The sequence below is a fragment of the Citrobacter sp. Cb004 genome (genome assembly GCF_030337065.1).
Lineage (GTDB): Bacteria > Pseudomonadota > Gammaproteobacteria > Enterobacterales > Enterobacteriaceae > Citrobacter > Citrobacter braakii.
Genome location: NZ_JAOWCH010000042.1, coordinates 94,057 through 103,458 on the forward strand (window position 1 = coordinate 94,057; position 9,402 = coordinate 103,458).

The following is a 9,402-nucleotide window of genomic DNA, read 5'->3' on the forward strand; positions in this document are numbered from 1 at the left end:
ATATTTGTCAGTTAAAGAGACAACTGACTTAAGAAAATTCCAACGACAAACAGCAAGTTAGTTAATAGCGCCGCTTTTACGGTGCGTTCCAGCATCGGACGCATTGCCGCAGGATCCATTTCGCGCATCACGTAACGCGCCTGTTTGAAAAGCAGCGGAGCGGCAAGGATAAACAGCCATCCCCACAGACTTTGTAGCGAAAACAAGTTAAACAGCGCCAGGCAGACCAGCGTACCCATCAGCAGGCAGGCATGGTAGCGGCGGGCATTGACGGCACCTAAACGTACTACCAGTGTGTTCTTGCCGTTCTCTCTGTCGCTGTTGATATCGCGCAGGTTGTTGACGTTGAGCACGGCAGTTGCCAGCAGGCCACAGGCGGTGGCAGGCAGAATCAGCGCCGGAATCAGCGTATGCGCCTGCAGATACCAGCTTCCCATCACGCTAAGCCAGCCAAAGAATACCAGCACGGAAATATCGCCCAGACCGATATATCCGTAAGGGCGATTACCCACGGTGTAGGTGATCGCCGCGATAATCGACAGGCCCCCAAGTACCAGGAAACCGACAAAATCCGCCAGCGTGTGGCAGGCCACAGCAACCAGGGCCAGACCTGACAGACAAATCAACACCACGGTGACGATCAGCGCACGCTTCATCTGCTGTTGGGTGATAACCCCTTTTTGCATACCACGCAGCGGTCCAATGCGATCGGGCTTGTCGCTGCCTTTGACGGCATCGCCATAGTCGTTAGCGAGGTTGGACAGAATTTGCAGCAGTCCTGCCGTAATCAATGCCAACAGAGCAACCAGCGGATCGAAGTATCCTTGCCACCATGCTAATGCCGTACCGACGATGATCGCCGCGAAGGCGAGCGGTAAGGTCTTAGGTCGTAAACTTTCCAGCCAGGCTTGTGAGCGGCTAATTTTTTGTTGTTCAGTCATATTTAGCGCCAATAAAAATGGGGCTTTATCAGCCCCATCAACAGTGATGAAAATGCATTGAACGCGATTATAGGATAAAACGGCTCAGATCTTCATCTGCGACCAGCGCATCCAGATGTTTGCTCACATATTCGGCATCAATTGTGATGCTTTGGCCGTTTAAATCGCTCGCATCATAGGAAATATCTTCCATCAGACGCTCGAGAACGGTATGCAGACGACGTGCACCGATGTTTTCGGTGGTTTCATTGACCTGCCAGGCGGCTTCGGCAATGCGTTTAATGCCCGATTCGGTGAAGTTGATGTCCACACCTTCGGTCGCCATCAGCGCTTTGTACTGGACGGTGATGGAGGCATTCGGTTCGGTAAGGATACGCTCAAAATCGCTGGTGGTCAGCGCCTGCAGCTCGACACGAATCGGCAGACGACCCTGCAGTTCCGGGATCAGGTCAGACGGTTTCGCTACCTGGAATGCGCCAGAGGCGATAAACAGAATGTGGTCTGTTTTCACCATACCGTGTTTAGTGGAGACCGTGCAGCCTTCAACCAGCGGCAGCAGGTCGCGCTGTACGCCTTCACGGGACACGTCCGGGCCGGAGGATTCGCCGCGCTTACAGATTTTGTCGATTTCGTCGATAAACACGATTCCGTGTTGCTCAACGGCGTCGATAGCTTCCTGTTTCAGCTCTTCCGGATTCACCAGTTTGGCCGCTTCTTCTTCAATCAGCAGCTTCATCGCGTCTTTGATTTTCAGCTTACGCGGTTTTTGCTTCTGACCGCCCAGGTTCTGGAACATGGACTGTAGCTGGCTGGTCATCTCTTCCATTCCCGGAGGCGCCATGATTTCAACGCCCATCGGTGCGGCCGCGAGATCGATTTCGATCTCTTTATCATCCAACTGGCCTTCACGCAGTTTTTTACGGAACGCCTGACGCGCTGCAGAAGGTTCCTGCGGCTGCTCTGACTGTCCCCAGTTATTTTTAGCTGGTGGGATCAGCACGTCGAGAATGCGCTCTTCCGCCATCTCTTCGGCACGGAAGCGGTTTTTCTCGATGGCCTGAACGCGGACCATTTTGATGGCAGCATCGGTCAGATCGCGGATGATAGAGTCAACTTCTTTACCAACATAGCCGACTTCGGTGAATTTCGTTGCTTCAACTTTGATGAACGGCGCGTTGGCCAGTTTTGCCAGACGACGGGCGATTTCGGTTTTACCGACGCCGGTTGGGCCAATCATCAGAATGTTTTTCGGCGTAACTTCATGGCGCAGCTCTTCGTTGAGCTGCATGCGGCGCCAGCGGTTACGCAGGGCAATCGCCACGGAACGTTTAGCGTTATCCTGGCCGATGATGTGTTTGTTCAGTTCGCTGACAATTTCGCGTGGGGTCATTTCAGACATGGGGGATCCTTACGCTTTGGAGTTCAATTCTTCGATGGTATGGAAGTGGTTGGTATAAATGCAGATATCCCCTGCAATATCCAACGCTTTCTCAGCAATCTCGCGTGCGCCAAGCTCGGTGTTTTCCAGCAGAGCGCGTGCAGCAGCCTGGGCGTAGGGACCGCCGGAGCCGATGGCAATCAGATCGTTTTCTGGCTGGATGACGTCGCCGTTACCGGTGATGATGAGTGATGCAGTTTCATCCGCAACGGCCAGCAGCGCTTCGAGTTTGCGCAGCATACGGTCGGTACGCCAGTCTTTTGCCAGCTCAACGGCAGCTTTCACCAGGTGACCCTGGTGCATTTCCAGCTTGCGTTCAAACAGTTCAAACAGCGTGAATGCATCCGCAGTACCGCCCGCAAAGCCCGCGATGACTTTGTCGTTGTACAGACGGCGGACTTTCTTCACGTTGCCTTTCATTACGGTGTTACCCAGTGTGGCCTGACCATCACCGGCGATTACCACATGGCCGTTACGGCGTACGCTTACTATTGTTGTCACGAGCAGACCCCTTGGTTACAAATGCAAAACACAGGCCCCGCGCAGTATGCGGGGCGTAATGCAAGTATAGATGGGGGGGATTTTGGGGGTTTCAACCCCCAGTGGCGAGTCGAATGCAGTTTGTGTGACCAGCAACTTTCAGGCGGCTGATGGTGTTGTCGGCATTCTCTTTGCCTTTGACCGGACCAATGACCACGCGATTCCAGCCGTTATTGGTGGTAATACGTGAGTTGAAGCCTTCAAAAGCCAACTGCGCGCGCACGGTTTCTGCCTGCTCAGCGCCTTTAAATGAGCCGCACTGTACCATCCAGCGGCGTTCATCTTTTTTCTCCGCCGTCTGTTTTGGTGGCTGTGTTTCATTTGTTATCGGCACGGCCGGCTGCGTTTTCGGTTGAGCGGCGGTGGTATGCGCAGGTGTTTGCAGTAGATCCTGATACGGCTGTTGAGCCGCCGGTTTTGGCTGCGCCTTCGGCTGCTGTACCGGTGCGGCTTGCGCAGTACGCGTTTGCTGCTGCTGGTACGGCTGTTCTGTTACCCGTTGGCGCGGCTGTTGAGCCTGCTGTTGGGTGTTATTCCACTGCTGCTGTTGCACCTGACGTTGACGCTGCAGCGTTTGCTGGCGTTGTTCAGCAGTTTGTTCGTTCCACGGTACTTCGTTGAGCTGCGTTGGCTGTTGGCGCATATCGGCCTGCATTTGCGCCAACAACTGGCGCTGCTCATTGGTAAGCTGATCGGCGTTCAGTACCTCGCCGCCTGCAGACGGTTCGGTAGGCGCACGTACGCCAGGCTGACGGCTTTCCAGCTCTTTGATGTATCGCCAGCGCTCTTCCGGTTTTGGCGGGATGCCATTACCGGTGACTTTCTGGTTTTGCAGCGTTTCGGACTCTTCTTTCTTGTGATGCGTAATGAAGTACAGACCACCGATAAAGGTCACGAGTACGGCTGCAGCAATAGCAACCATAGCGGGCGATACCGCAGGCGTATTGCGTTGTTTTTTCCGTGATGTGCTCTTCTTGCGCCGCGAAGGTGCCGGTTGGCCGCGACGTACATAATCTCGTTGTGCCACTATCGTTTCGCTGTATTTATTCGTTCGTCAGCCCGCCATGTTACTTAAGCGGCGGGCCTTTGACCAGACAGGGGAGTCCGAAAGCACTTTACTTTACGTCAGTGCCCGGGTAGTGCCCCGAATAATAAGCTCGCAGTCCAGTAAACGTGAGCCACTGCTGACGTTCTGACCTTGTAGTTGATCGAGCAGTAACAGCATAGCTTCACGTCCGATATCGAAACGCGGCTGTGCGACGGTTGTCAGGGGTGGATCACAAAATTCCGTGAGCGAAATATTATCAAAGCCAATGATGGATAAATCGTCAGGTACCTTCAGACCCTGACGTTTGGCGTAAGAGAGTGCCCCCAGCGCCATGACATCGCTGTGGCAAAAGACCGCAGTAGGTGGCTGTGGAAGCTCAAGGAGCTGCTTAAGCGCATTGGCTCCCGCTTCATAGGTAAAGTCACCACGCGCGATGAAATGCGGATCGACCGTAATTCCACTGCGACGCAATGCCTGAACGTAACCTTGCAGACGGTAATGGCACAGCGGCATATCCTCTGGTCCGGCGATACAGCCAATGCGTTTATGCCCCAGTTCCAGCAGATAGTTCATCGCGTTGAAGGCGGCGGTGAGATTATCAATGTGCACGGTGGGGAGTTCCAGCTCTGGCGCGAACTCGTTGGACATGACCATCGGCGGCAAGTTGCGCTGCTCTTCCACGCTGGCATCAAACGGCAGGCGCGAGCTGAGCAGCACCATGCCATCGATCTGCTTGGTGATAATGAGGTTGAGGAAGGTCTTTTCCTGCTGATTCTGGTGGGCGCAGTCGCCGATAAGCACCAGATATCCCTGCTCAGCGGCGGTCACTTCTATGCCGCGAATCACTTCGCTAAAAAACGGATCGCAGATATCCGGGACAATCACCAGAATGGTACGTGATTCATTACGCTTAACGTTGCGTCCCATTGATTGGGGTAAATATCCCACTTCCAGCGCAGCCTGTTCAACCTTGTTACGGGTTGACTGCGAGACTTTGTCCGGGTTCATTAACGCGCGGGATACGGTTGCCGTTGAGACTTTCGCCTTCAGAGCAACATCTTTCATCGTAGCGGCGGCAACCTGCTTATTCGGTTTCACTCTTTCTCCTCGCCAGAGAGCTGCTGGCACAGACTCGTCCTTGAATAGCCTTCATCTGAAACATTTTTATCAGATAGTTAATGGAAGCGGTTACAGAATTTTCATAAAAAGTGTGATGGATCTTTAATTTTACGATCCGCCTCGCATCGTGAGGGATTATCCCTCGATGGGATCGACATCCAGCACCCATTTAACCTTACGTGCATCGGGTAACGTATTGATCAGCGCCAGTGTGCCGCTGACGATATGCTGCAGGCGAATTCGCGACGGATGTTGCAACAAAATTTGCCAGCGATAGCGACCGCCGCGCTTGGGGGCCAGGGCGGGAACCGGGCCGAGCACCCACAGTTTGTCATCGGCAAGCGGACTGGCCTGGATCAGATTTCGCAACTGTTGTAAGAACATAGGCGCATGCTGGTTGTTATGATCTTCTGCCCGCACAATCACATGGCTGGTCCACGGTGGAAGCTGGAGCGTTTGTCGCTCGGCCAGCGCCTGCTCGGCAAACGCGTCATAACCTTTGTACAGCAAAGTTTGCAGCAGCGGATGTTCAGGATGGTGCGTTTGTAGCACCACTTCGCCCTGTTTCCCGGCGCGTCCTGCTCGCCCGGAGACCTGCGTGTAAAGCTGGGCGAAGCGTTCTGCCGACCGGAAATCTGCAGAGAACAGCGCGCCGTCAACGTCCAGAAGCGCCACCAGGGTGACGTCCGGGAAGTGGTGGCCCTTGGCCAGCATTTGCGTGCCGATCAGAATTCGTGCGCCGCCGCGATGTACTTCCGCCAGATGCTGCTCCAGCGACCCTTTACGGCTGGTGGTGTCGCGATCGATGCGTGAGATTGGCACACCGGGGAAAAAAGGGGCCAGAGCCTGCTCAAGCTGTTCGGTGCCGAGTCCAACCGGAACCATATGCGTTGAGCCGCAGGAAGGGCACTGACGTGGTATTGGGCGCTGGCTGTCGCAGTGGTGGCAGCGTAAATGGTGCTGTGCCTGATGCAGCGTGTAGTAGTGATCGCAGCGCGGACATTCGGCAATCCAGCCGCAGTCATGGCACAGCAGCGCAGGAGCAAAGCCCCGGCGGTTCAAAAACAGAATCACCTGGTTATCCGCCTGCAGGTGCTGACGCATACGGGTGATAAGCGCAGGGGCAAGTCCGGCCTGCACCTGCTGACCTTTGAGATCCAGCACGTGCTGAGTGGCGGGGCGCGCATTTCCGGCACGACGCGTCAGGCGCAGCATGCGATATTTTTTCTGTCGCACGTTGCACAGCGTTTCCAGAGCCGGAGTGGCTGAGCCGAGAATAATCGGGATCTGCTCGCTGTGGGCGCGATAAACCGCGAGATCGCGCGCATGATAGCGCCAGCCTTCCTGCTGTTTATAAGAGCTGTCGTGCTCTTCGTCGATGACAATCACGCCGAGATTTTTAAACGGTGTAAACAGCGATGAGCGTGTGCCGATAACAATCGCCGCTTCGCCATTTTTTGCTTTCAGCCAGGCCGAAAGACGTTCGCTGTCGTTCAAACCGGAGTGCAGGACTTCGACTGGCGCATTGAAGCGTTCGCGAAAACGGGCAATAGTTTGCGGCGTCAGGCCAATCTCCGGCACCATCACCAGCGCCTGCTTGCCCTGGGCCAGGACATTTTCCAGTACGCTTAGATAGACCTCTGTTTTGCCTGAGCCCGTCACGCCCGCTAATAGCCAGGCGCTAAAACTGTCCGCGGCGCTGTGAATCGCCCCGACGGCGGTGGCTTGCTCGGTGTTCAGTCGAAGACGCTCACCGGAAACCGCGTAATGGGTACGCCAGTCGCTAAAACCAGGCGTTTCGCTCGCCAGATCGCACAGCCCTTTTTTCCGCAGCGCCTGTAATGCGGCGTCATTAAATTCGAGCTCAGCCACCTGGTCGCGCCAGATTTTTCCCTGGCGTAGCGCAGCCAGCGCCTGCTGTTGCTTGGGAGAGCGCTTAAGGCTGTTGAGATCAATAACCTGACCTTCTTCAGTGGCAAACCAGTACCATATGGGCGCGTTTGTCGCCGGGCGTCCCTGGCGCAGCAGAATCGGCATGGCGTGAAACAGTACGTCGCCGATAGGATGGTGATAATAGTCAGCCGCCCACAGCAGCAGACGCCAGACGGAGGTCGAATAAACCGGCTCGCTGTCCAGCACTTCGAGAACGGCTTTCAATTCGCTCAGCGGCAGTTCGCTGTGCTCGCTGACGGATAAAACGATGCCCACGCGCTCCTGTTGCTTGCCAAAGGGCACGCGTACACGACACCCGGCTTTGGCGCTCATGCCTTCCGGCAGCAGGTAGTCAAAGGTGCGAGGTAGCGGAACGGGTAAGGCAACGTGCGCAACGGGCATTGAATCATCCTGACTTGAAATCTGGCGGGTTAGTATACACATTAGTGAAGGGTAGAATGCGGATCAGTTTGCATGAGCAGGTTAATTTCTGTATGATTCGCCGCCTTTGATGCAAATTGATTGCGTCAAACAATGACCATTACCCGAGAGTTTCAGGCTGTTGATGCAGCGTGAAAGGTGACGGGGAATAATTAACATCGCGTGGTGTCTGGCGTTAGGGCTGGAAGAGCGACGCGGCCTTAAACCGAGGTTTTCCCATGAAAAAAGATATTCACCCGAAATACGAAGAAATTACTGCAAACTGCTCTTGCGGTAACGTCATGAAAATCCGCTCTACCGTCGGTCACGATCTGAACCTGGACGTGTGCGGTCAGTGCCACCCGTTCTATACTGGCAAGCAGCGTGATGTTGCTACCGGTGGCCGTGTTGATCGCTTCAACAAGCGTTTCAGCATCCCAGGCAGCAAGTAAGTTTCAGCTGTCAGAAAAAAGCGCCTTATGGCGCTTTTTTTGTATCTGTGCCTGCAGACTGAAATTCGTATTGATGTATTGAATGATGTCTTTTATTTAATAAATAAAACAGTGTTTTTATTTTTACGATAAAATGTTTCAACTGGTGATCTGCGTCCTTTTTATCTTCTTGTTTTTGCCACTTATGCCAATCTTTGGCAAAATACCAAAGGTTTCTTCCTTCTTTCTAAAATACACTTTCGTGGAAATATAAAATTATTCTTATTCCTTCATCGTTTCCTCATTTATGGACGGAGCGAGATGGGCAATTTCCTAGGGAAGGTGCGAACAAGTTCCTGATATGAGATCATCATATTCATCCGGAGCGCATCCCAGAGGGACATCATGAGCCATCAACTCACCTTCGCCGATAGTGAATTCAGCACTAAGCGCCGTCAGACCCGAAAAGAGATTTTCCTCTCCCGCATGGAGCAGATTCTGCCATGGCAGAATATGACCGCTGTCATCGAGCCGTTTTATCCCAAGGCGGGCAATGGCCGACGGCCCTATCCGCTGGAGACCATGCTGCGTATTCACTGCATGCAGCATTGGTACAACCTGAGCGACGGTGCCATGGAAGATGCCCTGTACGAAATCGCCTCCATGCGCCTGTTTGCCCGATTATCCCTGGATAGCGCCCTGCCGGATCGCACCACCATCATGAATTTCCGCCACCTGCTCGAGCAGCATCAACTGGCACGTCAATTGTTCAAGACCATCAATCGCTGGCTGGCCGAAGCAGGCGTCATGATGACCCAAGGCACTTTGGTGGATGCCACCATCATTGAGGCCCCCAGCTCTACCAAGAACAAAGAGCAGCAACGCGATCCGGAGATGCATCAGACCAAGAAAGGCAATCAGTGGCACTTTGGCATGAAGGCCCACATTGGTGTCGATGCCAAGAGTGGCCTGACCCACAGCCTAGTCACCACCGCGGCCAACGAGCATGACCTCAATCAGCTGGGTAATCTGCTTCATGGAGAGGAGCAATTTGTCTCAGCCGATGCCGGCTACCAAGGAGCGCCACAGCGCGAGGAGCTGGCCGAGGTGGATGTGGACTGGCTGATCGCCGAGCGTCCCGGCAAGGTAAAAACCTTGAAGCAGCATCCGCGCAAGAACAAAACGGCCATCAACATCGAATACATGAAAGCCAGCATCCGTGCCAGGGTGGAGCACCCGTTTCGCATCATCAAGCGGCAGTTCGGCTTCGTGAAAGCCAGATACAAAGGGCTGCTGAAAAACGATAACCAACTGGCGATGTTATTCACCCTGGCCAACCTGTTTCGGGTGGACCAAATGATACGTCAGTGGGAGAGATCTCAGTAAAAACCGGAAATAACGCCAGAAATGGTGGAAAAAATAGCCTAAATAGGCTGATTCGATGTGTTTGCGGGAAAAAAATCGGCCCAGATCCGCGAAATTTTAATCAGCGAGTCAGCTTGGGAAGAAATGACCTGCTTATTCGCACCTTCC

At 53.9% G+C, this 9,402-nt stretch carries 8 protein-coding genes; 2 read left to right on the forward strand and 6 right to left on the reverse strand.

Annotation, left to right across the window (positions count from 1 at the left end):
- Positions 1 to 11 precede the first annotated feature (11 nt).
- From menA to priA, 6 genes are all read right to left on the reverse strand, one after another.
- Positions 12 to 941 carry a 1,4-dihydroxy-2-naphthoate polyprenyltransferase gene (menA, locus tag OGV65_RS03920; RefSeq protein ID WP_047497579.1) on the reverse strand — a complete coding sequence of 310 codons (930 nt, stop codon included), beginning with the start codon at positions 939 to 941 and terminating at the stop codon, positions 12 to 14.
- 67 nt (positions 942 to 1,008) lie between these two features.
- A complete protein-coding gene (hslU, locus tag OGV65_RS03925; protein ID WP_003028803.1) occupies positions 1,009 to 2,340 on the reverse strand; it encodes an ATP-dependent protease ATPase subunit HslU in 1,332 nt (443 codons plus the stop codon).
- A 9-nt stretch (positions 2,341 to 2,349) separates the two neighbouring features.
- Positions 2,350 to 2,880 (reverse strand): ATP-dependent protease subunit HslV, encoded by a 531-nt coding sequence (hslV, locus tag OGV65_RS03930; protein WP_003028805.1) that lies wholly within the window; start codon positions 2,878 to 2,880, stop codon positions 2,350 to 2,352.
- Positions 2,881 to 2,971: 91 nt separating this feature from the next.
- Positions 2,972 to 3,946: a cell division protein FtsN gene (gene ftsN, locus OGV65_RS03935; protein WP_286454625.1), complete on the reverse strand. Its 975-nt coding sequence runs from the start codon at positions 3,944 to 3,946 to the stop codon at positions 2,972 to 2,974.
- Positions 3,947 to 4,039: 93 nt separating this feature from the next.
- A complete protein-coding gene (gene cytR / locus OGV65_RS03940) occupies positions 4,040 to 5,065 on the reverse strand; it encodes a DNA-binding transcriptional regulator CytR (protein WP_016157916.1) in 1,026 nt (341 codons plus the stop codon).
- 156 nt (positions 5,066 to 5,221) lie between these two features.
- Complete coding sequence (priA, locus tag OGV65_RS03945) at positions 5,222 to 7,420, reverse strand: primosomal protein N' (RefSeq protein ID WP_286454626.1); 2,199 nt, start codon at positions 7,418 to 7,420, stop codon at positions 5,222 to 5,224.
- Between the two features lie 257 nt (positions 7,421 to 7,677).
- Here priA and rpmE point away from each other — a divergent pair, with 257 nt between their 5' ends.
- Entirely contained in the window at positions 7,678 to 7,890 is a 213-nt protein-coding gene (rpmE, locus tag OGV65_RS03950) for a 50S ribosomal protein L31 (protein WP_008787040.1), read from the forward strand.
- Positions 7,891 to 8,274: 384 nt separating this feature from the next.
- Entirely contained in the window at positions 8,275 to 9,255 is a 981-nt protein-coding gene (locus tag OGV65_RS03955; RefSeq protein WP_000019445.1) for an IS5-like element ISKpn26 family transposase, read from the forward strand.
- The last annotated feature ends 147 nt before the right edge of the window (positions 9,256 to 9,402 follow it).